Genomic DNA, 20,310 nt, shown 5'->3' with positions numbered 1-20,310 from the left:
GTCCCGGGCGGTCGCTCAGGGCCGGACGGTCCAGGGGGCGCCGAGTTCCGTGAACGTCTTCTGGGTGGCCGCGACACGTTCGCACCAGCGCTCGACGTCGTGGATCACCGGCCGGCGGTCCCCTCCCTCGCCGCGCCACTCCATGACACCGTCCGGGACCGCCGTGTCATGTGTGCCGTCGCCGGACACGATCGCGCGCGGCTCCGGCCCTGTCCGCACGGTCTCCAGAACCCGCATGAAGGCGCCGGTCTCGGCGACGTCGCAGAGCAACTGCCCGCCGGTACGGCGCACGGCCAGCAGGTCCTCCAGGAGCGAGGTGCGGCCGTACTCCTTCTCGGCCGTGACGGCGCCGGTCCGCAGCAGCACACGGTCGAACTCGTACTCCAGCGTGATGGTGCCCTCGGTGCCGTACACGATGACGCGGGACGGGGTCCGCTCGTCCGCGCAGAGCGTGAGCCCGAAGCCGAACCGGGTGCCGTTCGCGGCGACCACCCGCACCGAGGACGTGTCGTCGGCCTCGATCGGGTTGGCCCGCCACAGGTCGGTGTCGACGTAGGCCACGTCGGCGGCCCGGCGCGCACCGCCGATCCGCAACGCCGTCGCGACGGCGTGCGCGAGCGGGTTGGTCACGACGCCGTCGACCACGTCGTGCCCGTCGAGGTGCCGGCGGCCGGCCCACGCCGAGCGGCTCCAGTACGACGCCGTCCGTACCCAGGCGCCGACCGCGCCGATACCCGTGACCTGGCCGACCTCTCCGCGCTCGATCATCCGTGACACGGCGGCCAACGCGTGCGACCCGAACGTCTGGAAGCCGACCTGGCACCGGCGTCCGGTCCGCTCGGCCACGCCGACGAGCGCCTCGTGCTCGGCGAGCGAGGCCGCGGTCGGCTTCTCCAGCAGGACGTCGATGCCGGCCTCCATCGCCGCCTGCGCGAGCGGGAGATGTGTGTGGATCGGGGTCGACAGGACGACGACGTCGGGCAGCTCGCCCTGCGACAGGAGGTCGCCGAGACTCGCGAACCACCGGGCCCGTGACTCCCCGGGTGCTCCTGGGTCGGGTTCGCGCGGGTCGACGACGGCCGTCAGCTCCGCCTCACCGCGAGCCGCGAGCTCATGGACCCGCCGCACGTGCGACGCACCGTGCCCGTGCACACCGACCACGGCGATCCGCGCGACGCGCCCCCGGGTGCCGCGGGAGCTCATACGACCGCCTCCGCCACCGCGGCGGCCTGCGCCGGGCCGAGCTCGCCGTCGAACAGCGCGGCGACCAGGCCCACCTGCACCATGCCGCCGTCGGGTACGAGCAGCGGGGCGTCCCACGCCAGTGCCGGGCACGCGCCCGGGTACTCGGCGGAGCGCACGAACCACGGCCGCACGGTGCCGGGCTGGACGAGCACCAGGGTGGTCGGGCGGTCACCGTGCCGCTGCACGAACGCCACCCACGGCGAGCCGCTGCCGTGCGCCAGGGTCTCGCCCTCGCCGGCGACCGACAGGACACGGGTCTCGTCGGCGATCGGCAGCCGCCAGAACAGGCCCCCGTAGCCCGCGCCCGGCCGACCGTTCGTGGCGGGTGACCGGATCTCCAGCGGGCCGTCGGAGGCGTGCAGCACGGAACGCCAGTCCAGCACCCACCCCGGAGGCACGGCGTCCGCGGCTCCGGAAGGTGCGAGCAGACGGGCGGTCACCCGCCGGTCCTCGACGAGCTGCTGCCTGCCGTGCTCGTCGAGCCAGGCCACCGTCTCGGTCAGCGTGTTGCCGTCGGGCCGCAGGTCGCGCGCGACCTGCCGGCCGTGGTTCTGCAGGAGCGTCGGCCCCACGTGCTCGATGAACGTGCGTCCACCCCAGTGGCTCGTGCCGTTGACGTCCGCCACGGCCATTCCCGCGCCGTAGTGGTGCCGGTGGTCCACCGGACCGGAGTCCGTCAGCGGCGTCCCGCCCAGCGTGTGCACCGGGTGAAGGTACGGGCGTGGTGCATGGACCGGCGGGATGCGCTCGCCGGTCTCCCGCCGCGCGAGCGGCGTCCCGGCGGGGCCGCGCAGTACCAGTGCGTCCGGTCCTTCCTCCCAGGTCAGGGCCGCGTCCGGCGCGGCTCGCCCGTCCTCGACGGGGCCGGCGGGGTTCGGTCCGGCCGCCCCGGCGGGGACCGCGCGGTCGGTGGCATGCACGCGCTCGGGTCCCACCGGAGCTGGACCGGTACTGGCGCGCACCTCGAGCTCCGTGGTGAAACGGGCGGACCGTGCAGGCTGGGCATCGTCGTCCATCACTGCGGCTAGCTCCTTCCAGGCGTGTCGGCCGAGCTCCGACTGCGGCACGGCCACCGTCGTGAGCGCCGGTGTCGCGTAGCGGGCGAGGTCGATGTCATCGAATCCGGCCACCGAGATGTCGGCGGGCACGGCGACGCCGGCCTCGTTCAATCCTGCGAGCAGACCGAACGCGACCAGGTCGTTGAAGGCGACGGCCGCTGTCGCGCGGCCGGCGAGCACGGCGCCGGTCGCCGCGTGCCCGGCGGCGATGTCCGGGCCGGCGGGGATCTCCTGTACGTCGAGCGCCCGGTGGCGTTCCAGCGCGCGCCGGATGCCGGCGCGCCGTTGCGCGTCCGACGCCGACGCGGTGGGGCCGGCCAGATAGACGAGCCGGCGGTGGCCGAGGCTCACGAGGTGCTCGATCACCTGGACCGCGGCGTCCTCGTAGTCCACGAGCAGACTCGGTGCGGCGGTACCCCCGCCGGCGGCGCCGTCCTGATCCACAGGGGGAGGCACCTGGCGGTTCAGCACGACGACGGGTTCGACGTCGGGCACGAGCCGCGCGAGGTCGTCGTCGGGCATGCGGGGGGAGACGAGCACGAGCGCGTCGCAGCGCAGTCGCGCCTCGAGTGCTATCGCGGCCTCCTGGCTGCGGTCCTCGGCGGTGTCGGCGACCAGCACGCGGTAGCCGTCCTGGTCGGCCGCCGCCATGACCCCGTGCAGGATCTGCTGGAAGACGGGGTTGCCGACGTCGGGCATCACGAGGGCGACGGTCCGCGTGCGGCCGAGGGCCAGGTTGCGGGCGGCGGTGCTGGGCCGGTAGCTCAGCGACTCCGCGGCCTCCCGCACGCGCTCCGCGATCTCCGCGGCGACCGTGCTGCGCCCGTTCATCACCCGCGACACCGTGGCACGTGAGACGCCCGCGGCCGCGGCCACGTCGCCGATCGTCACTGCTGGGCGCCTGATGTTCACGTGGTGAAGGTACACCATGGGAAACCGGTTCCTCATGTGGTACGTTCTGGCACAGCAACCGGTTTCCCGGTGCGGCGACCGTTCGCGGGCCTCTCCACGAGGCGCCGGATCGCCGGGAAGCAAGAGGTCGACGATGACCGGAGGGCGGAATGTCCAGCGTGATCCAAGAGGTCGCGAGCACGCGGAGAACCGCGGGCGAGCGACGCAAGGGCGACGGCCGAATGGCCGCGCTCTTTCTCGCCCCGTGGTTCGTGGGGCTGTTCCTCATCACGGCCGGCCCCATGGCCGCGTCGCTGTACCTGTCCTTCACGGACTACGACCTGCTGTCGGCACCCACGTGGATCGGCGTCGACAACTACGTGCGGATGTTCGAGGACCCCCGGCTGCTCCAGTCGCTCCAGGTCACGTTCACCTACGTGTTCGTGTCGGTACCCCTCCAGCTCGCGGCGGCGCTCGCGCTGGCCCTCGTGCTCGACAAGGGCATGCGCGGGCTGGCGCTCTACCGGTCCGTCTACTACCTGCCCTCGCTGCTCGGCGGCAGCGTCGCCATCGCGATCCTGTGGCGGCAGATCTTCGGCGCCGACGGCCTGGTCAACCAGGTCCTGGCCCTCGTGGGGATCGAGGGGACCGGCTGGGTCTCCCACCCGGACCACGCGCTCAACACGCTGATCATCCTGAACGTCTGGACGTTCGGCGCCCCGATGGTGATCTTCCTCGCCGGGCTGCGCCAGATTCCCCGGATGTACTACGAGGCGGCCTCGATCGACGGCGCGGGACGGCTGCGCCAGTTCTGGTCGATCACGGTCCCGATGCTCACGCCGATCGTGTTCTTCAACCTCGTGCTGCAGCTCATCAACGCCTTCCAGAACTTCACGCAGGCGTTCGTGGTGAGCGGCGGGAACGGCGGCCCCGCCGACTCGACCCTGCTCTACACGCTCTACCTGTACCGCAAGGGGTTCGCGGACCTCGACATGGGGTACGCGTCGGCCATGGCGTGGTTCCTGCTCCTGATCATCGGCGGAATGACGCTCGTCAACTTCCTCGCCTCGAAGTATTGGGTTCACTACGATGACTGATCTCGCCACGCCCTCGAAGGTCACCTTCGCCGAACCGTCGTCGTCCCCGAAGCGGAGCGTGCGGCGTGCCGGTGGCACCCGGCGCCGCGCCCGGTCGGCCGTGACGAGCGCGCTCAAGCATGCCGGACTCATCCTCTTCGGCTTCGTCATGCTCTATCCGCTGCTGTGGATGCTGGCGAGCTCGATCAAGCCGAACGCGCTCATCTTCCGCGAGCCCGGGCTGATTCCCACGGACGTGGACCTGTCCAACTACACCGACGGCTGGAGCGCCCTGCTCCACCCGTTCAGCCGCTACCTGATCAACTCCGCGATCGTGGTGCTCGGCTGCGTGCTGGGCAACCTGGTGTCGTGCTCGCTGGCCGCCTACGCCTTCGCCCGGCTGAAGTTCCGGGGCCGCAACTTCTGGTTCGCGATCATGCTCATGACCATCATGCTGCCGATCCACGTCATCATCGTGCCGCAGTACGTGATGTTCTCCCGGCTCGAATGGATCAACACGTTCCTGCCCCTGATCGTGCCCAAACTGCTGGCCACGGACGCCTTCTTCATCTTCCTCATGGTCCAGTTCTTCCGCGGGATCCCGCGTGAGCTGGACGAGGCCGCACGGATCGACGGCGCGGGGCACCTGCGCATCTACTGGCAGATCATGATGCCGCTCGCGCTTCCCGCCCTGGCGACCACCGCGATCTTCACGTTCATCTGGGCCTGGAACGACTTCTTCAGCCAGCTGATCTTCCTCACCAAGCCGGACATGTACACCGTGCCGATCGCACTACGGACGTTCGTCGACTCCACGGGCGAGAGTTCGTGGGGCGCGTTGTTCGCGATGTCGATCGTCTCCCTGATCCCGGTGTTCCTCGTGTTCCTCTTCGGCCAGAAGTACCTGGTCAAGGGGATTGCCACGACGGGCATCAAATAGGCCGCCGCACCCACGGGCGCGGCTGCCGCGAGCCTTTGTACCTACTAGCCACCGAACCTCCGAGCGACTGAAACGACGACGTCTCGTCATCGAGAAGGAGAGAAATGCGTACCTCAATCAACCAGCGTGGCCGACGCGGCGCCGCGGTGGCGGCGGGAGCCGCCGCCACCGCCCTGATCCTGTCCGCGTGCGGCGGCGGCGACTCCGGCGTCGGCGGCACCGGCGAGGTCGAGGCCCAGGACTGCCCGTGCGAGATCCGTTTCTCGTGGTGGGGGTCGGACGAGCGCCACGCCGCGACGCAGGAGATCATCGACGCGTTCGAGGCGGAGAACCCGGACATCACCGTGGTCCCGGACTTCACCGACTGGGACGGCTACTGGAACAAGCTCTCCACGACCGTGGCGGCGGGTGACACCCCCGACGTGATGACGCAGGAGGAGCGCTACGTCTCCGACTACGCCACGCGCGGCGTGCTCGCGGACCTCGGCGAGCTCGACATCGACACGTCGAAGATCGACGAGAGCATCCTCGCGGGTGGTCGGATCGACGGCACGCAGTACGCGCTGCCCACGGGGATCAACGCCTACGCGATCGTGGCGAACCCCGGAGTCTTCGAGGAGGCCGGGGTCGAGATCCCCGACGACACGTCGTGGACCTGGGAGGAGTACGTCGAGGTCGCGAACGCGGTGTCCGAGGGGGCCGGCGAAGGCGTCTGGGGCGCTCAGGACTACGGCTTCAACGAGGCCGGCCTGAACATCCTCGCCCGGCAGAAGGGCGAGAGCCTGTGGACGCCGGACGGTGAGATCGGGGTGTCGGAGGAGACCGTCGCCCAGTTCTTCCAGACGTCGCTCGACCTGATGGCCGACGGCGGCCAGCCCGACGCCTCGCGCACGATCGAGTACCAGCACGCCGGGCCCGAGGGGTCGCTCGTGGGCACCAACGTGGGCGGCATGGCGTCCTTCTGGTCCAACCAGCTCGGCGCGCTGTCGGAGGCGTCGGGCGAGGACATCCAGCTGCTGCGGTACCCGGGTGAGACCGAGTTCGAGCGCACGGGCATGTACTACAAGCCGGCCATGTTCTACTCGGTGTCCGCGACGACGGAGTACCCGGACGCCGCGGCGAAGTTCGTGGACTTCCTCCTCAACTCCGAAGAGGCCGCGAAGATCAACCTGACGGACCGCGGCCTGCCCGCGAACACGGACATGCGCGAGGTCATCGCCGACGACCTGACGGACGCCGACAAGCAGGTGGCCGACTTCATGGCCGACCTCGGCGACGAGATCGTCGACGCCTCGCCCGTGCCGCCGAACGGGTCGGCCGAGATGCAGGACATCATGGAGCGCATCAACACCGAGGTGGTCTTCGAACGCATCACGCCGGAGGAGGCCGCGACGATGTTCATGGAAGAGGTCAACGCGGCGATCGCGGACTGACCTCACCGAACCGCCTGAACCGCGGTCCGGTCCGGAAGCCACGGTCCCGGACCGGACCGCGGTCGGCGGGGGCCCGCGGGGGTCGCGGTGCGGGTGCGGTGGTGCGGCCGGGAGCGGGCGGGAAATGCTGGGACGGTCGGCCGCGAGACGCGGCACGGTGGAAGGGAGTCGTCGTGGGCGTCGATGTACTGGTGCTGAACGGTGAGGACGACGTCGGGATCGCCCTGCGGGATCTCGCGCCGGGCGAGGCCGTGAGCGGTGGCCGCGACGTCGTCACCGTCGGCCCGCGGCCCGTGCCGCGCGGACACAAGATCGCGCTGTCCGACGTCGGCCGCCGGGCCCCCGTGCGCAAGTACGGACAGGTCATCGGTGTGGCGACGGCGGACATCGTCCCCGGCGACCACGTGCACGCGCACAACCTCGCCTTCGACGACGAGGCCGCTCGTGCCCTCCGCCGCACCGGCCCGACGACATCGGACGACGGCGGGAACGGGCCGGATCGGCCGGCCGCGTCGGGCCAGGGCGGTCGACGGTCCGCCGCAGGCATCGCCACGACGAGCGTCACCGATTCCGACGACGCCGCCCGGCCGACCTTCCGCGGTTACCGCCGGGCCGACGGCCGCGTCGGGACCCGGAACTACCTCGCGATCCTGACCAGCGTCAACTGCTCGGCGACGACGGCGAGGATGATCGCCGACCAGTTCCGCGGCGCCGCCCTGGACGAGTTCCCGAACGTGGACGGGGTCATCGCGCTCACCCACACCAGCGGCTGCGGAATGGTGCCCGAGTCCGAGGGCGGACGCATGCTGCTGCGCACCCTGCGAGGGCACGCGGCCCACCCGAACGTGTCCGGGTTGCTGGTCCTCGGCCTCGGGTGCGAGATGGTCCCCGGTGCGGCCCTGTCGGCGCGGTCGGGCCGGAGCGTCGATCTCGGGATGCCCGCGATCGGCGCACCCGGCCTCACGTCGGGGCCGACCGGGGAGCCTGCCGGTGCCGACGAGACCGCCGGGCCGGCGCCGTCGTCGGACACGAGCCGGCCGCCGTCGTCGGACGCCGGGGCGGACACGAACGGGACACCGTCGTCGGGTACCGATGCGGTCGCCGGCTCCGTGACGGGTGTCGACCCCGGGCTCCTGGCCTCCATCCCGGCCGACACGGTGGTCCGGTCGCTCACCATCCAGGAGTCCGGCGGCGTCCGCGCGACGGTCCGCGCGGGCGTGGCCGCGGTACGCGAGATGCTGCCGCGGGTCAACGCGCGCCAGCGTGAGGAGTGCGACGTGTCGGAGCTGGTGCTCGGCCTGGAGTGCGGCGGCTCCGACGGCTACTCCGGCGTGACGGCGAATCCGGCGCTGGGCTGGGCGTCGGACCGGCTGGTGGCCCTGGGGGGCGCGTCCGTCCTGGCGGAGACGCCCGAGGTGTACGGGGCGGAGCACCTGCTCACCGCGCGCGCCACGGAGCCCGCCGTTGCACGGAAGCTGCTCGACCGGATCGACTGGTGGCGCGATTACGTCGCGGCGGGCGGCGGCACGCTCGACAACAACCCGTCGCCGGGCAACAAGGCCGGTGGGCTCACCACGATCCTGGAGAAGTCGCTCGGGGCCGTGGCCAAGGGTGGCACCGCTCCTCTGTCCGCGGTCTACGAGTACGCCGAACCCGTCGCGCCGAGGGCCGGTCTCACGTTCATGGACACGCCGGGCTACGACCCCGTGTCGGTGACCGGCATGGTCGCGGGCGGGGCGAACGTCGTCGTCTTCACGACAGGCCGCGGATCGGTGTTCGGCTGCCGCCCGACACCCTCGATCAAGGTGGCCACGAACACGCCGATGTACTCGGCGATGGCCGAGGACATGGACGTCAACGCGGGAGTGATCGTGGACGGCACGGCGTCGCTGGAGGACGTCGGGCGGCAGATCTTCGACCTCGTCCTCGCGGTCGCGTCAGGAGAACACACGGTGAGCGAGGACCTGGAGATCGGCGCCGAGGAGTTCATCCCCTGGCACGTCGGCGCCGTGACGTGAGGCCGGCCCGCGCTCGTGGTCGGGAGCGCCCTGCACGAGCTCCCGACCACGGCGCGAGCGTGTTCCGGGACCGCGTACTACTCCCGCGTGACGGGCTGCTGGAGCTCCGTGACCCAGTCCGACTGGTCCTCGCGCTCCGCCCGGATGTACAGCTCCCGGCAGGGGGCCGACGGCGACCAGCCACGCTCCGCCATCTCCGCGTGCAGGGCCAGCCACGTGTCCTTGACCCCCTTCATCGGTCCCAGGTGCACCGTGCAGGCGGCGTCGGGCACGGCGGGCAGCTCGACGATGTCGAAGCCGTCGAGCGCGTCGCCGTCGTAGGCGTAGCCGACGACGGCCTTGGTCCCGTCCTCGACCTCCTCGTAGATGGCGATCGGCCGCTCGAGCTTCCCCCGGCCGTGCTCCGCGGTCAGGATCTTGCCGATCTCCTCGAAGGCCGGCCCCACGACGCCGGGCAGCTCCGTCTGCTGCACGGGCACCGTGATGGTGCGCGCCGCCAGGCGGACCGCCGGCAGGTCCTTGGTGATGATCTCGATGCTGGACATGGTCTTCTCCTTCTCGATGAAGCGGAGCCGCCGTTCCACGTCGGAGAGTCGGACGGTGGCCAGCGCGTGCTCCCGGTCCAGCTCCGCCCGGCGTCGCCGGAGCAGCGTGGCGAGCCGGTCCGTCTCGATACCTTCGGCGAGGATCGCCGAGATGTCCTCGAGACCGAACCCGAGCTGGCGCAGGGCCACGATCCGGTGCAGGCGGGGGAGCTGGGACGGGTCGTACGACCGGCTTCCGTTGAACTCGTCGATGTGTGCGGGCGTGAGCAGACCGGACTGGTCCCAGTGCCGCAGCATGCGGTGGGTCACCTGACCGATCTGCGCGAACGCTCCGATGGACATCACAGATCCAGTTCTCCCGCCTGACATTGTGTGAGGGCCAAGCCATAGTGCCGCCGGTGCCGCCGGTGCGCATGGCAAGGCAGGTCAGGGCGTGCGGGAGTCAGCGGAGTACCGTCCCGCGGACCGCGGCGCGCAGCACCTGGCTCAGGCTGACGGAGCCCTCGTCGAACATCATCGACGTCACCGTCGCCATGGCCGACTGGTCCCGCCCGACCGAGCCGATGGTGAACCGCGCCCACTTCCGTGACCGCATCAGCCGCTGCCCGAGGCCGCACGTGCGGTGGTGGTGGGCGAAGCGCCGCGTGAAGGTGTGCTCGAAGCTGCGCAGCGTCCGCGCCGCCTCGGCTCCTCGCAGTACCGCGTCCCCGCCGGCGGCCCGGGCCGCGGCCAGGTGCTCGGCGAGCTGCACGCCCGCGGCCATCGCGTAGAAGATGCCCTCCCCGGAGAGGCTGTTGATCGTGGCCGCCGCGTCGCCGATCAGCACGGCGGGATACGGGCGGGCCGTCATGGCCTGCCGGGCGCCGGCATGCGGCAACTGGTGGGTCGCCACCTCGCCCACGTCCGACAGGTCGAACCCGCGTCGCCGCAGGTCCGCGAGATAGACCTCGAACAGCTCGCCCAGCTTCCGGTCGCGCGCCGCCAGCAGGTCCACGGGAATGCCGATCCCGATGTTGGCCCGGTCGTCCGGCAGCGGGAACAGCCACCCGTACGCCGGCAGCAGCTCGTCGATGAAGTCGAAGCGCAGCGTGTCGGACAGCGGGAGATCCGGGTGCTTCACCGTGGCGTAGGCGCGCATGGCGAGGATCGTGTGCTTCTTGGCCGGCCGGCCGATCCCGAGCGCGCGCCGCACCGCGGAGTACGCTCCGTCGGCACCGACCACGAGATCGAACGGTTCGGCGGTGGTCCTGCCTGCCTGCCCGAGGTGGACGACGGCGGTCGTGGCGCCGTCGGGAGCGGCCGGGCCCCGGGAGCCCGGGCCGTCGTCTCGTGCCGTGCCGCCCACGACGCCTTCCCCCACGTGACCGCCGTCGAGCAGCTCGATGCCCTTGAACGACACGCCTTCGCGGAACCGTGCCCCGGCGGCGACGGCCGCGTTCTTGAGCGCCTCGTCCAGGTCGAGGCGCGGGACGACGTAGCCGCGGAAGTCGCCGTGAGCGATCGTGGAGTCCTCGATCGACGCGGTCGCTCCGCCCGGGCCGGTGATGGTGACGCCGGTCGGCGTGTGGAACGGCGCGAAGACGTCCCGCAGCCCGAGATCCTCCAGGATGCGCCGGGCGCCCGGCCCCATGCCGTCGCCGCAGGTCTTGTCCCGCGGGAAGGTCGCCTTGTCGACGAGGGTGACCTCGGCGTCGGGCAGTTCGCGGCGCAGCGCGATCGCGGTGACGGATCCGGCGGGCCCGGCGCCGACGACCAGGATGCGCGCAGGCTGCTGCTCAACGAGTTCGCTGCTCATCGCCAGTGACACTAGTGGCTGTCGAGGACGGTCGCGAGGCTTCACACGCGTGGTGGGCGGGCTGTGAAAGCACGGCGGAGCATGGGATCATCGAGGCACTCGACGACGAGGGGCCCCGCCGTCGCCGAATCGTTCCGAGGAGTACCCGTGCACGTACCCGCCCCGCCCGAGTCCGCGATCATCGTCGGCGCCGGGATGGTCGGCCTTGCCACCGCCTGGCACCTGCAGGAACGCGGTGTGGAGGTGACCGTTCTGGATCGCACCGGGGTCGCCGGCGGGTCCTCCTGGGGCAACGCCGGCTGGCTCACCCCGGGCATGGCGATGCCGCTGGCCGACCCCTCGCTCTGGACCTACGGCCCGCGTGCCCTGCTCGACCCGGATGCCGCGTTGTCCGTCCCGTTCCGCTGGGACGCCGGCCTGTGGGCGTTCCTCGCCAGGTTCATGCGGCACGCCACGCCGGGTGCCTGGCGGCGGGCGATGGACGCGCTCACGCCGATCGACAGGCTCGCCCTCGACGCGTACGACGAGCTGGTCGCCGAGGGCGTCCACGCCGACACCCATCCGTCGCGCTGGGTGGTCGGCTTCGAGAAGGAGAGCCAGGTCGGTCCGTTCGTCCACGAGCTCGACGGCGTCGCGGCCGCGGGCCAGGAGGTTCCGTTGCGCAGGGTGCCGGACGGCGGACCGCACCTCTCCTCGGCGGTCACCTCCGTCTGGGAACTGGGCGGGCAGCGGTTCATCGAGCCGGGACCGTTCGTGCAGGCATTGGCCGGTGCCGTGATCGCCCGGGGTGCGAAGATCGTCGCGGACGCGCCGGTGACCGGCGTGCGGCCGGTACGGCCGGGCGGGCGTGGCCGGGCGGGCGTGACCGTCGCCGGCCATGACGAGCTGACCGCAGACGTCGTCGTCCTCGCCACCGGTGCATGGTTGCCGCAGCTCGCCCGGCCCTTCGGCGTGCGAACCCGGGTGCGGGCGGGACGTGGCTACTCGTTCACGGTTCCGGTCGAGGGCGCCCCCATCGACCATCCCCTCTACTTCCCGGCACGGCGTGTGGCCTGCACCCCGTACCAGGGCCGCCTGCGGGTGGCGGGCACCATGGAGTTCCGCGGCCCGGACGAGCCGCTCCGGCAGCGCCGGGTCGACGCGATCGCCAACTCGGTCCGCGGACTGCTCCAGGGTGTCGACCTGGACGACCGTGCCGACGTCTGGGTGGGCTCGCGCCCCGTCACCCCCGACGGGCTGCCTCTGGTCGGGGCGACGGCCGCCCCCGGCGTGTACGTGGCGGGCGGCCACGGGATGTGGGGCATGGTGCTGGGCCCGGCGACCGGACGCGCGCTGGCGGCCAGGATCATGACGGGCAGGACCCCGGAGGAGATCAGGGCGTTCGACCCGCTGCGTTGAGTGCGGCGCCGTGAGCGGCGCGCCGCCGGGCACGTGCTCGGGCACCCTGGTCGACGGGTCACCCGACGCCGGGACACACTGTCGGTGGCCCTCCCTACGATGGCGTCAGGCGCCCCTGGACCGCGCCGGAACCGGGACCTGATGGCGAAGTACTCCGACAGCCGGTCCGGGCCGTCCGACCAGCCTCCGAGGGGGACGTCGCGGACGCCGTGCGTCCGGCGTCGCCGGCGCGCCTAGGATCGGCGTCGTGACGACGCGCATTCTTGTCCTGGCCGGTCGCGGGCGGTACGAGGACCCCTGGCACGACCATGCCGCCACCTCGCACGAGGTCGCGCGCATCCTCGGCGAACCCGGGGCGGTGGAGCGGGACGACGTCGCCGTGCAGGTCCGCTCGACGTGGCGGGACGCGCTGGGCGACCTGGACGGCGCCGGTCTGCTGGTCCTGAACTCCGGCCGCGGCCGCACCGATCCGGAGTTCGACGGGGCCGACGGGGACTGGACGGCGTTCCACGAGCGTCTCGCCGGTTGGGCGCGCTCGGGCGGGGCGATCCTCGCGCTGCACCAGGCGGCGAACACGTTCGCCGACGCGCCGGGATTCGAGGCGATCCTCGGTGGGCGGTGGATTCCCGGCGTCTCCATGCATCCGCCGATCGGCGACGCGGTGTTCGACGTCGTTCCCGGGCATCCGGTCACCGACGGACGCGCCGACGCCCGGGACGGCGCCGGCGTGGTCGACGCGTACGACGAGCGGTACTGCCATCTCGTGGTGGCGGAGTCCTCGCGGGTCCTCCTGACGACGCGCGGTCCGGCCGAGTCCGGCTTCGGCGCCGCCGACGGCACCCGTGTGCACGGCGTGGCCTGGGCCAACGAGGCCCACGGCGGACGCACGGTCTACTCCGGCCTGGGCCACGACGTCCGCTCCTACGCGTCGCGGTCGCATCGCGCGTTCCTGCGCGCGGCGGCTGCCTGGCTCCTCGCCTGAGCGCTCCGGGTTCGCTACGCCTGCTCGGCGGGCGCGGCGTCCGTCGTCTCCTCCGGCGCCGCCCGCTTGCGGCGCGGCAGCAGATGCATGACACCGACGACGACGCCGCCCACCACCAGGCCCAGGATGGCCGAGCAGAGGGTGTTGAACAGCCACGCGAGGACCGCGCCCATGCCCGGGACGGCGCCGTGGATGGCCTCCTCGATGCCGTGCACCCAGCCGTACAGGGCGTGCCACCCGAGTTCGTCCAGGCCCACCAGCAGGATGTGACCGCCGACCCACAGCATCGCGATCGTGCCGATCACGGAGATGGCGCCGAGCAGCTTCGGCATGCCTTCGACCAGAGCGCGGCCGACCCGTCGGCTCCCCGATGACTCGCGTTGCGCCAGGAGGAGTCCGACGTCGTCCATCTTCACGATGAGCCCGACCACGCCGTAGACGACGACGGTGATGATGATCGCCACCACGATCAGGGCCCCGAGCCGGAACCAGAAGGACGAGTCCGCGACCTCGTTGAGGGCGATCACCATGATCTCGGCCGAGAGGATCAGGTCGGTGCGGATGGCACCGGAGATCACCGACTTCTCGGACTGCTCGCCCTTGACGACGGCCGGTACCTCGTGGTCCTCGTGCTTGTGGAACCAGCCGAGGATCTTGTGCGTGCCCTCGAACGCGAGATACGCGCCGCCGACCATGAGGATCGGTGTGAGCGCCCAGGGCGCCCACTCCGACAGGATCAGTGCGATCGGCAGGATGATCAGCAGCTTGTTGCGGATCGAGCCCCAGGCGATCTTCTTGACGATCGGGAGCTCGCGCTCGGCGGTGACGCCGTGCACGTACTGCGGGGTCACGGCGGTGTCGTCGATGACGACGCCCGCGGCCTTGGCGGTGGCCCTGCCGGCGGCGGCACCGACGTCGTCGATGGACGCTGCGGCGAGGCGGGCGAGCGCGGCGACGTCGTCCAGCAGTCCGAGAAGACCGGCGCTCATCGGCTCGTCTCCGAGGAGCGGGGGGCGGTGTTCGCAACGTGCATGGCGGCAGCCTACGGGAAACGCCAGGGCGGACTCCGCTCGGGCCGGTCGCAGGAGCTGACTACCCTCAGGTGACGTCTGGCGATGCGGCGAAGTCGCGCTGGCGCCAGGCCTCGTAGACGGCGATCGATGCCGCGTTCGTCAGGTTCAGGGAGCGGCGGCCCGCCAGCATCGGGATCTTGAGCCGGGCCGTGACCCGGGGGTGGGCGAGCACGTCGTCGGGCAGGCCCGTGGGTTCGGGACCGAACAGGAGGACGTCGTCGGACCGGTACTCGACGTCCGTGTAGCGGGTGGCAGCGCGCGTGGTGAAGGCGAAGACGCGGGACGACGGCAGGGCGCCGAGCGCGGCGTCGAAGGACGCGTGCACGTCCGTCACGGCGAGATCGTGGTAGTCGAGTCCCGCCCGCTTCAGCTTCGCCTCGGACAGCTCGAAGCCGAGCGGTTCCACCAGATGCAGGCGTGCGCCGGTGACCGCCGCGAGCCGGATCGCAGAACCGGTATTGCCCGGAATGCGTGGCTCGTGGTACATGACGTGGATGAGGGCGGGCTCGGGCGGCGGAGAGACATCGGCGAGGTGTGGCACGACTCCATTCTCTCCATCCGGAAGACATCGTCAGGAGAGGCCCGGCCAGCGGTTCGTACCGAGCACGCCGCGTGCTCGAAGCGGGTGTACCCAGGAAAGGGGAGAGACATGATCACGGAACTGCGGAGGCGGGTGGGCCGGGGCGGCGTCGCGATGTTGGCGACGCTCGCGCTCACCTTGCCGGCGGCCGGAGCCGCCACGGCGGCACCCTCGGGCGCCACGACCTCGTCCGAGAGCGCTGCGCTCGCCGACGTCGCCGCGCCTGCCGCGGAGTCCGCCTGGTCCGTCCGGACCGTCGAGAGGTGCGACGGCAACCGGATACGGCACAAGGCGATCAAGGCGGGCAGCCACACCATCGGGTGGGTGAACGTCTTCAGCGAGGGCGGGAAGAAGAAGTGTGCCCGAGTCGCCCACGCGGGGGCGAGCTGGGGCAAGTACCGGTACACCGTCATCAAGGTCTGGAACCCGAACTACGGCGGTGTGACGGACGGCAGCACGGTCCGCTACAAGTCTCAGGCCGTTCGTGCCACGGGCCTCCGCTGTGTCAACGTGCGAGGCAAGATCTTCTGGAACGGTGCGACCCGAACCAGCACTCTGAAGAACGTCTGCACGGGCTGATCTCTCCGGCCGGTCGGGCGGTCGCGCGACGTGGCCGTGCGGTCCCGCGGATCTACGCCGCCGAAAGTATGCCGGTGCGGGAGGCCCTGTGGGACCTCCCGCACCGGCGCCCCTCAGAAGGGGTGTTCCCGGCCGGTCTGCCTCAATTTCCCGGCCGGGGGTCTGTGGCGCTCCGGTCAGCCGTCCAGGCGGTCGCGGAGATTGGCGAGCTGCTTGTACAGCGCCGCCGGCACGTGGTCGCCGAACTGTGCGAAGAACTCCTCGGTCAGGTCGGTCTCCGTGAGCCACGGGCCGGCCGGTACGTCGAACAACGCCTCGAGGTCCTCGGCCGGCAGGTCGAGACCCTCGATGTCCAGGGACCCTGCCGCCGGCACCCGGCCGACCGCGGACGCCACGGAACGGTCCTCGCCCTCGCCGCGGGCTGCCTCGATCTGCCCGGCGATCCACTCGACGACTCGTGAGTTCTCGCCGAAGCCCGGCCAGAGGAACGAGCCGTCGCCGCCCTTGCGGAACCAGTTGACCTGGAAGATCAGGGGCCGCTTGGCGGTGTCCACCGAGTCGCCCACGGACAGCCAGTGTGCCCAGTGGTCCGCCATGTTGTAGCCGCAGAACGGCATCATGGCGAAGGGGTCGCGGCGCAGTTCGCCGACCGTGCCCTCGGCGGCCGCGGTGCGCTCCGACGAGATCGTGGCGCCCATGAACACGCCGTGCTCCCAGCCGAGCGACTGGGTCACGAGCGGCACGTTGCTCGCGCGGCGACCACCGAAGACGATCGCGTCCACGGGGACACCTGCCGGGTCCTCCCAGGTGTCGGCGATGGTGGGGCACTGCGCCGCCGACACCGTGAAGCGCGAGTTGGGGTGGGCCGCGGGCTCCTCCGAGTCGGGGGTCCAGTCGCGGCCCTGCCAGTCGATCAGGTGGTCGGGCGGGGTGTCGGTGAGGCCCTCCCACCACACGTCGCCGTCGTCGGTCAGGGCGACGTTGGTGAAGATCGTGTCGTGGTCGAACGTGCGGACGGCGACCGGGTTCGTCCCCTCGCCCGTGCCGGGCGCGACGCCGAAGAAGCCCGCCTCCGGGTTGATGGCGCGCAGCGAGCCGTCGGGGCCGGGCCGCATCCACACGATGTCGTCGCCGAGCGTCTCGACCTTCCAGCCCGGGATCGTGGGCCGCAGCATGGCGAGGTTCGTCTTGCCGCAGGCGCTCGGGAACGCCGCGGCCAGGTGGAACCGCTTGCCCGCGGGCGACGTCGCGCGGATCAGCAGCATGTGCTCCGCGAGCCAGCCCTCGTCGCGCGCCATCACGGAGGCGATCCGCAGCGCGAAGCACTTCTTGCCCAGCAGCGCGTTGCCGCCGTATCCGGACCCGTACGACCAGATCTCGCGGGTCTCCGGGAAGTGCACGATGTACTTGGTGTCGTTGCAGGGCCAGGGGACGTCCGCCGCTCGTGCTCCGTCGTCGCCGACCAGCGGCGCGCCGACCGAGTGGACGGCGGGGACCCACTGCTGCCCGTCGTCGATCAGGTCCAGGACACGCGCCGAGACGCGCGTCATGACGTGCATGGACACGACGACGTAGGGCGAGTCGGTGATCTCGACGCCGACCTGGGAGATCGGCCCGCCGACGGGTCCCATCGAGAACGGCACCACGTACATGGTGCGACCTCTCATGGAGCCCGCGAAGACGCCGTTCAGCTCGGAGCGCATGGCGTCGGGAGCGACCCAGTTGTTGGTCGGGCCGGCGTCCTCCTCCTTCTGCGAGCAGATGAACGTGCGCGACTCGACCCGGGCGACGTCCGCCGGGTTCGAGCGGGCGAGATAGGAGCCGGGGCGCTTGTCGGGGTTCAGCGGGGTCAGGGTGCCGGCGGCGACCATCTCGTCGATCAGGCGCTGCTTCTCCGCGTCCGAGCCGTCGCACCAGACGATCTCGTCGGGCTGGGTCAGCTCGGCGACGTCGTTCACCCAGGTGCGGACGTCGAGTGTGGTGTCCGTGCCGACCGTGTCCTCGGGACGGGAGGTCTGGGGAGACGCGCCGGCACCGAAGGACGCACCGGCCTCGGAGGTCTCCGAGACGAGCTCGGCGACGAGTCTTGTCCTACGGGGGTTGGCGAGGAACGACATGCTGTCTCCCATCTGCAACAAGTGGCTGGGTTTCCACTGTCACTCGGATGGGGCCACTTTTCCACGCCACAGGCTGTGAAGATCGGCCGATCTTTACATATACTGAATCGGCGAGCTGCTGTGCTCGTGATCTGGCGCACACTGCGCGCGCACGGACGGGAGGACGACATGGCGGAGCACCGGCCGCGGCGGTCACCGGCCGCAGGTTCGCCGGACGCGCCCGGCACGACCGACGGCACCGACCTCATCACCCTCGGCCGGCGCGTTCGGCACGCCAGGACCTCCGCCGGACTCACGCTGGACCGGCTCGGCGAACAGGTGGACACCGCACCGAGTCTGCTGAGTCTCATCGAGAACGGTCGCCGTGAGCCCAAGCTCTCGTTGCTGCGCTCGATCGCCACCGTGCTCGGCCTGCCCTTGAACGACCTCCTCGATCCCGAGCCGCCGTCGCGGCGTGCGGCCCTGGAGATCGCACTGGACCGCGCACAGCGCGGGCCGCTCTTCGCGGGACTGGGGCTTCCGTCGGTCAGGCCGTCGCAGAAGCTGCCGACGCCGGTGCTGGAACAGCTCGTCGGTCTGCACGACGAGCTCGCCCGGCGCGCCGAGGAGGCGATCGCCACGCCCGAGGAGGCTCGGCGGGCCAACACGGAGCTGCGGCTCGAGCGCCAGGCGCGGGACAACTACTATCCCCAGTTCGAACACCTCGCCGAGGACCTGGTGCGAGACGCCGGCTACACGGGCGGGGCGCTCACGCACCGCACCGTCGCCGTCCTGGCCGAGCGTCTCGGATTCACGATCCTCCACGTGAACGACCTGCCCCGGTCGGCGCGCAGCGTGACCGACCTGCACAACGGCCGGATCTACCTGCCCCCCGCCTCCGTGCCCGGCGGGCACGGCCTGCGTTCGCTGGCGCTGCAGGCGATCGCCCACCGGGTGCTGGAGCACGAGCGGCCGCGTTCCTATGCGGAGTTCCTGCGGCAGCGGGTCGAGATCACCTACTTCGCCGCGGCCTGCCTGGTGCCGCAGTTCGCCGCCGTGCCCTTCCTGGAGGACCGCAAGCGTGAGCGGGACCTGGCGGTCGAGGACTTCCGGGACGCGTTCGGGGTGACGCACGAGGCCGCGGCCATGCGCTTGACGAACCTGGCCACGGTGAGGCTCGGAATCCCGCTCCACTTCTTGCGTGTCGGTGACGACGGCGCCCTCTTCCGCGGCTACGAGAACGACGGCCTCCGCTTCCCGCAGGACCCGACGGGCGCGATCGAGGGGCAGCTCGTCTGCCGCCGCTGGGCGTCGCGCGAGGCGTTCGACCGGCGCGACGTGGCGACCGAGTACTACCAGTACACCGATACGCCGACCGGGACGTACTGGTGCTCCACGCAGACCGGGTCGGGCGACACGGGAGCCTTCTCCATCACCGTGGGCGTGCCGTACGCCCACGCGAAGTGGTTCCGTGGCCGGGACACGCGGGTGCGGAAGATGTCGACGTGCCCGGACCCGGCATGCTGCGCGCGCCCGGCGCCGGAACTGGCGCGGCGGTGGTCCGGCGCGGCCTGGCCGTCGGCGCGGATGCATCAGCAGGTGCTGGCGGCCCTGCCGCGAGGCGCGTTCCCCGGGGTCGACGACGCCGAGGTGTACGCGTTCCTGGACCGGCACGCGCCCGGCTGAGGCCGTGACGACGGCGCCGGGGCGGCGCGGGCACCGGTCGCCTTCGAGCGTTCCGGCGGGTCGTGCCATGACCGGTCCGTATACGAGTTCACAGCACCGGCAGGTAGTTTCTGGGCCCGTGGCTACCAATCTCGCGTGTGTCGGACTGGACGTGAAGACCCGGAGCGGGTTCCGGGAACTTGTTCACGGGGTGCTCCCCGAAGCGAAGGTGATCGCCGAGGAGCGCGACGCGACACTCTACGTCTGGACGGACGCCACCGGGGCGCGGCTGATCATCACCACCGAAGGGGACCTGGTGCGGGCGGTGACGACGTCGTACGCGGGACCGCTCGGCGCGCGGCTCGCGGACGTGCGTGCCGCCGACGGCGGCCTCGCCATCGCCGAGATCGTGGACGCGGACGACGGCATTCTGGCGGGCGTGGCCTGTGAGCTCGAGGAACTCCAGCTGCTGGGTGACGCCGAGGACGTGCCCGCCGCGGACGCCTGCATCGTGGGGCTCGGGCGCTCCGTCGAGGTGTTCGACGGGTCTGAGGAGTTCCTGGCGTCCGACGCCAGCCGGATGACCTTCGCCGGCGAGGACGCCGCGGACGAGGCCGGCGAGCCGATGCGGTTCGAGCCGGAGTCGTTCAGCCCGGACGGCGCGTTCACCATGCAGGTCGACGCCGTGGCCCGGGTGAACGGCACGGTACTCGACGTGACCCGGCACCAGGTCGAACGCACCGGCCAGGCGTTCACGGCGGCGCAGGTCCGCACCGGCGGCTTCGAGGTGACCCTCTGCGTACCCACGGGCGAGCCCGACCTGGCCCCGGGCCAGGTCGTCGCGGCGAACACCTACCTGGTGGCTTCGGTGCCGAGTCTGCTGGTCGGGTGACGGATCGCCGGCCGGGCACGGCGCGACGACCACCGACCGGTGCG

16 protein-coding genes are annotated in these 20,310 nt (G+C 71.5%); 9 read left to right on the top strand and 7 right to left on the bottom strand.

The features are described 5' to 3' along the window. Positions 1–15: 15 nt before the first annotated feature. Positions 16–1,203 carry a Gfo/Idh/MocA family protein gene (locus J0911_RS08065; protein WP_207274941.1) on the bottom strand — a complete coding sequence of 396 codons (1,188 nt, stop codon included), beginning with the start codon at positions 1,201–1,203 and terminating at the stop codon, positions 16–18. Further along, a complete protein-coding gene (locus J0911_RS08060) occupies positions 1,200–3,215 on the bottom strand; it encodes a DUF6807 family protein (protein WP_307864981.1) in 2,016 nt (671 codons plus the stop codon). Before J0911_RS08060 ends, J0911_RS08065 begins: the two co-directional genes overlap by 4 nt. A 149-nt stretch (positions 3,216–3,364) precedes the next feature. Here J0911_RS08060 and J0911_RS08055 point away from each other — a divergent pair, with 149 nt between their 5' ends. The 4 genes from J0911_RS08055 to J0911_RS08040 all read left to right on the top strand — a co-directional run bounded on the left by J0911_RS08055 (position 3,365) and on the right by J0911_RS08040 (position 8,661). Next, positions 3,365–4,291 (top strand): carbohydrate ABC transporter permease, encoded by a 927-nt coding sequence (locus tag J0911_RS08055; protein ID WP_207274939.1) that lies wholly within the window; start codon positions 3,365–3,367, stop codon positions 4,289–4,291. Beyond that, positions 4,284–5,210 carry a carbohydrate ABC transporter permease gene (locus J0911_RS08050; RefSeq protein ID WP_207274938.1) on the top strand — a complete coding sequence of 309 codons (927 nt, stop codon included), beginning with the start codon at positions 4,284–4,286 and terminating at the stop codon, positions 5,208–5,210. The genes J0911_RS08055 and J0911_RS08050 overlap by 8 nt, the downstream gene beginning before the upstream one ends. A gap of 104 nt (positions 5,211–5,314) precedes the next feature. Next, positions 5,315–6,643, top strand: a complete 1,329-nt coding sequence (locus J0911_RS08045) for an ABC transporter substrate-binding protein (RefSeq protein ID WP_207274937.1) — start codon at positions 5,315–5,317, stop codon at positions 6,641–6,643. A gap of 173 nt (positions 6,644–6,816) precedes the next feature. Beyond that, positions 6,817–8,661: a UxaA family hydrolase gene (locus tag J0911_RS08040; protein WP_207274936.1), complete on the top strand. Its 1,845-nt coding sequence runs from the start codon at positions 6,817–6,819 to the stop codon at positions 8,659–8,661. Positions 8,662–8,738: 77 nt separating this feature from the next. Here the strand turns inward: J0911_RS08040 and J0911_RS08035 are convergent, their stop codons facing one another. Beyond that, positions 8,739–9,548, bottom strand: a complete 810-nt coding sequence (locus tag J0911_RS08035) for a MerR family transcriptional regulator (RefSeq protein WP_242636453.1) — start codon at positions 9,546–9,548, stop codon at positions 8,739–8,741. A 100-nt stretch (positions 9,549–9,648) separates the two neighbouring features. Continuing rightward, a complete protein-coding gene (locus tag J0911_RS08030; protein ID WP_207274934.1) occupies positions 9,649–11,001 on the bottom strand; it encodes an NAD(P)/FAD-dependent oxidoreductase in 1,353 nt (450 codons plus the stop codon). 147 nt (positions 11,002–11,148) lie between these two features. Between J0911_RS08030 and J0911_RS08025 the strand changes: the two genes are divergently transcribed. Both J0911_RS08025 and J0911_RS08020 read left to right on the top strand, forming a co-directional pair. Continuing rightward, positions 11,149–12,399 carry an NAD(P)/FAD-dependent oxidoreductase gene (locus J0911_RS08025; RefSeq protein ID WP_307864980.1) on the top strand — a complete coding sequence of 417 codons (1,251 nt, stop codon included), beginning with the start codon at positions 11,149–11,151 and terminating at the stop codon, positions 12,397–12,399. A gap of 247 nt (positions 12,400–12,646) precedes the next feature. Beyond that, on the top strand, positions 12,647–13,381 hold the full coding sequence (locus tag J0911_RS08020; RefSeq protein ID WP_207274932.1) for a ThuA domain-containing protein: 735 nt from the start codon (positions 12,647–12,649) through the stop codon (positions 13,379–13,381). A gap of 14 nt (positions 13,382–13,395) precedes the next feature. On the opposite strand, the gene J0911_RS08015 is transcribed toward J0911_RS08020, so the two are convergent. Beyond that, positions 13,396–14,370 carry a DUF808 domain-containing protein gene (locus J0911_RS08015; protein WP_207274931.1) on the bottom strand — a complete coding sequence of 325 codons (975 nt, stop codon included), beginning with the start codon at positions 14,368–14,370 and terminating at the stop codon, positions 13,396–13,398. 109 nt (positions 14,371–14,479) lie between these two features. Then, entirely contained in the window at positions 14,480–14,941 is a 462-nt protein-coding gene (locus tag J0911_RS08010; RefSeq protein ID WP_207274948.1) for a tRNA (cytidine(34)-2'-O)-methyltransferase, read from the bottom strand. Between the two features lie 162 nt (positions 14,942–15,103). On the opposite strand from J0911_RS08010, the gene J0911_RS08005 reads away from it, so the two are divergent. Then, positions 15,104–15,613 carry a hypothetical protein gene (locus J0911_RS08005; RefSeq protein WP_207274930.1) on the top strand — a complete coding sequence of 170 codons (510 nt, stop codon included), beginning with the start codon at positions 15,104–15,106 and terminating at the stop codon, positions 15,611–15,613. Between the two features lie 176 nt (positions 15,614–15,789). Here J0911_RS08005 and J0911_RS08000 read toward each other — a convergent pair whose 3' ends face one another. Then, positions 15,790–17,730, bottom strand: coding sequence for a phosphoenolpyruvate carboxykinase (GTP) (locus J0911_RS08000; RefSeq protein ID WP_207274929.1), 1,941 nt, complete (start codon positions 17,728–17,730; stop codon positions 15,790–15,792). Positions 17,731–17,898: 168 nt separating this feature from the next. Between J0911_RS08000 and J0911_RS07995 the strand changes: the two genes are divergently transcribed. Next, a complete protein-coding gene (locus J0911_RS07995) occupies positions 17,899–19,395 on the top strand; it encodes a helix-turn-helix domain-containing protein (protein ID WP_207274947.1) in 1,497 nt (498 codons plus the stop codon). Between the two features lie 118 nt (positions 19,396–19,513). Beyond that, a complete protein-coding gene (locus tag J0911_RS07990) occupies positions 19,514–20,266 on the top strand; it encodes a hypothetical protein (RefSeq protein WP_207274928.1) in 753 nt (250 codons plus the stop codon). Positions 20,267–20,310: the final 44 nt, after the last annotated feature.

This window comes from Myceligenerans salitolerans, from assembly GCF_017349295.1.
Taxonomy (GTDB): domain Bacteria; phylum Actinomycetota; class Actinomycetes; order Actinomycetales; family Cellulomonadaceae; genus Myceligenerans; species Myceligenerans salitolerans.
The sequence above is the reverse complement of the archived record's forward strand: the minus strand, read 5'-3'. Positions and strand labels throughout refer to the sequence as shown.

What these genes read in the sequence shown, in the direction of transcription:
- J0911_RS08000 (WP_207274929.1), bottom strand. Translation starts at nt 17,730, where the DNA reads ATGTCGTTCCTCGCCAACCCCCGTAGGACAAGACTCGTCGCCGAGCTC.
- J0911_RS08050 (WP_207274938.1), top strand. Translation starts at nt 4,284, where the DNA reads ATGACTGATCTCGCCACGCCCTCGAAGGTCACCTTCGCCGAACCGTCG.
- J0911_RS08065 (WP_207274941.1), bottom strand. Translation starts at nt 1,203, where the DNA reads ATGAGCTCCCGCGGCACCCGGGGGCGCGTCGCGCGGATCGCCGTGGTC.
- J0911_RS08055 (WP_207274939.1), top strand. Translation starts at nt 3,365, where the DNA reads ATGTCCAGCGTGATCCAAGAGGTCGCGAGCACGCGGAGAACCGCGGGC.
- J0911_RS07995 (WP_207274947.1), top strand. Translation starts at nt 17,899, where the DNA reads ATGGCGGAGCACCGGCCGCGGCGGTCACCGGCCGCAGGTTCGCCGGAC.
- J0911_RS08035 (WP_242636453.1), bottom strand. Translation starts at nt 9,548, where the DNA reads ATGTCCATCGGAGCGTTCGCGCAGATCGGTCAGGTGACCCACCGCATG.
- J0911_RS08045 (WP_207274937.1), top strand. Translation starts at nt 5,315, where the DNA reads ATGCGTACCTCAATCAACCAGCGTGGCCGACGCGGCGCCGCGGTGGCG.
- J0911_RS08005 (WP_207274930.1), top strand. Translation starts at nt 15,104, where the DNA reads ATGATCACGGAACTGCGGAGGCGGGTGGGCCGGGGCGGCGTCGCGATG.
- J0911_RS08030 (WP_207274934.1), bottom strand. Translation starts at nt 11,001, where the DNA reads ATGAGCAGCGAACTCGTTGAGCAGCAGCCTGCGCGCATCCTGGTCGTC.
- J0911_RS08015 (WP_207274931.1), bottom strand. Translation starts at nt 14,370, where the DNA reads ATGAGCGCCGGTCTTCTCGGACTGCTGGACGACGTCGCCGCGCTCGCC.
- J0911_RS08010 (WP_207274948.1), bottom strand. Translation starts at nt 14,941, where the DNA reads ATGTACCACGAGCCACGCATTCCGGGCAATACCGGTTCTGCGATCCGG.